We start from the raw sequence: 2,610 nt of genomic DNA, 5'->3' as shown, positions 1-2,610 counted from the left end.
GTGAGCCGATCGGAGCTGTGTGGTTGAATCCATTACCAGAAGAGCAAACTGTTAAAGAACAATGCGTGGCTCATTAGAGCCCAACTGAATCAGGTGCCAACTACCTTGACAGACGACGTTCGGGCACATGAAAACCATTGCGTGGAATCCCAAACTCTACATTTGTCACCGAAGGTAAGTTTAGGTTGCACCCGGGAGAAAAACGTTTCATTTTGAAAGCGCAAACACCAGTCTGAAGTTTTGAAACTGAATTTTGATTTAAACTGGCGGCAACATCTTGTGGGGGAGCTTAATCGTGAGTATAGATCGTATTGCAAGAATGGTTTCTGGCTGCGCGCTTCTTGCCGCATCTCATGTCGGGAGCGCAATTGCCGCAACTCCGACCATTTCCGGGATAATCACAGATTTCGAACGACAGGAAATTTCAATTTTAGGCGCGGGGTTCGGCAACGGTCCGAATATCGTCGTCTATGACACTTTTGACTCACCCAGCGCGACTACAGGAGAGGTCATCCCACTAGCAGGCTCCGAGGAAGGCGCATGGACGGAATTCAACCAGTACTACCTGCCAACTTATGCAGGCTCTGGGCGCTCAGGCTCACAGAGCGTCAAGGTGTTTAACGGAGCGACACAAACGACTCATCAACTCAGACTCAAGTTTGAAGGGACAAAAGAGTTCTTTGTTACTTATTGGGTTTACCTTGAGGGGCCGGACTATTTCCCAGGTGACTTGATATCCTCGCCGAGAACGTTCAGCGAGGACAGCTCATTCAAAATGCTTTGGGTTTTCGATACAGATGTCAAAGGTAACTCATCAGATGTCGTCTTGCCCACACACGTCGGTGGCGGAAGGTTCTATCTTGCTGGAAACGACACTAATCTCGTAACAGGTTTAAGCAATGACTGGTGGAGTTGGGATCAATGGATGCGGATTTCCTTCTGGCTGAAAGCTAATCCTGAAAACCCAACGAATCCAGGAATCATTCATTTCAATACCCTCTCCGCGGATAAAGGGTACACCCAACGAGTCTTTAATGTACCTGTCTTTGATTCAGATGGCCCTACCAAGAAACAATACCAACAAATGAATTTTCCGGGATGGATTCGCTCGATTCAAAGTTCCAACACAAACATTCTCTATGATGACATTTACGTGAGCACAGGTCCGAACGCGGCCGCACGAGTAGAGCTCGGCGACGCACTATACCTCAGTGATGTTACTCAACTTGAGTTGCTAACAATCGATTCTTGGACTGACACGGGCATTCAAGCGAGTGCCAGTACAGTTGAAGATGGATCCTGGCAAAATCTTTACCTATACATTACGGACGGCGATGGAGAAACAAATGCCAAAGGAATTCCCTTAGTGAGCCCTCCTTCCCAGATCAAGTCATTCGAAGTAGTAGAATAGAAAGGCTAAGACAGCTAGACATGATGTTTCGACCTGCCCAACCCAATGTGGCTCTGTTTAAGGGTTGTTTACCCACTCCCCAACGATAACCCACGAACGTTGAGGGTGGGCAGGTCAAAACATCATGTCTAGATCCTCACTTTTCGAGTGAAAATACGCTTTTTCAACATGTACCAAAAAGAAGGGTTCTTTTTTTCTATTGCCAAATAGCGATTACGGGCCTCTCCTGACAGCACTGAACGCTGCTCAATAACAATTTTTAATCCGGAAAGACTATCCCTAATACCCTTGAAATAGTACCGAAAAAACCCGTCTCGTATAGAGTAGACCAACATAGAACCCAATCCGACGAAGAGCTTTCGTATTGCTATAGAAATTGGGTAATGACGAGCAGCCAACCATACCTGATTCCGCGTATCGTAATAGTAGCGCCTCCAATTTTGCCGACCGCCCTCAGCGTGGGAGTGACGAACAATAACATCAGGACAATAAATGATTTTTGCACCTGTTTTCATAATTTGAAGAGCTAAATCTGGACCTTCATGACTTATAAAAAATAATTCCGGATAGAGCTTGGTTTTAAAAAGCAAGTCTCTTCTGAAAATGACTGCACCTTCGCTAATCTCATAAGTCTCAAATTCGACACCATGAAATTCTTCAATTTTTTTATGATGAATCCAATTAACTTGTTGCTCGGTCAGGTCATCAACGATTTTAAAATTTATGGCACAAAGGTTAGGGTCGACCCTGAATCTCTTCAATGCGGCTAAAATTGCCTCAGCATTAAAACCAAAAACATCGTCATCCAGCGTTACGACATATTGACCTGAACTAAGTTCGATACCTCTATTTCGTGCGCCAACACCAAAATTTCTTCCTAAATTTAATATTAGGAGTCTACTGTCGTCGAGTGGCAATTCTCGTAAATCCTCTGCGTCACCGTTATTTACAACGATGACTTCTATAGGATTATAATCAATTGACAATAGCTTTTTAACATTTCGCTCTATTTCCCGCGGGCGGCGGAAAGTTAAAATAACAATAGAAATCAAAGGATGTAACACACACGCTCCTTAATAAACGTCGTCTGTCAAGGTAGTTGGCACCTGATTCAGTTGGGCTCTAATGAGCCACGCATTGTTCTTTAACAGTTTGCTCTTCTGGTAATGGATTCAACCACACAGCTCCGATCGGCTCAC

2 protein-coding genes are annotated in these 2,610 nt (G+C 44.6%); one reads left to right on the top strand and one right to left on the bottom strand.

Annotated elements, in window-relative coordinates:
- Positions 1-295 precede the first annotated feature (295 nt).
- Entirely contained in the window at positions 296-1,411 is a 1,116-nt protein-coding gene (locus AC13C0_RS00020; RefSeq protein ID WP_482953695.1) for a hypothetical protein, read from the top strand.
- 128 nt (positions 1,412-1,539) lie between these two features.
- Here the strand turns inward: AC13C0_RS00020 and AC13C0_RS00015 are convergent, their stop codons facing one another.
- Positions 1,540-2,475 carry a glycosyltransferase family 2 protein gene (locus tag AC13C0_RS00015; protein ID WP_482953694.1) on the bottom strand — a complete coding sequence of 312 codons (936 nt, stop codon included), beginning with the start codon at positions 2,473-2,475 and terminating at the stop codon, positions 1,540-1,542.
- Between the last annotated feature and the right edge of the window lie 135 nt (positions 2,476-2,610).

The sequence above is a fragment of the Marinobacter sp. B-21 genome (assembly GCF_056857895.1).
The sequence above is the reverse complement of the archived record's forward strand: the minus strand, read 5'-3'. Positions and strand labels throughout refer to the sequence as shown.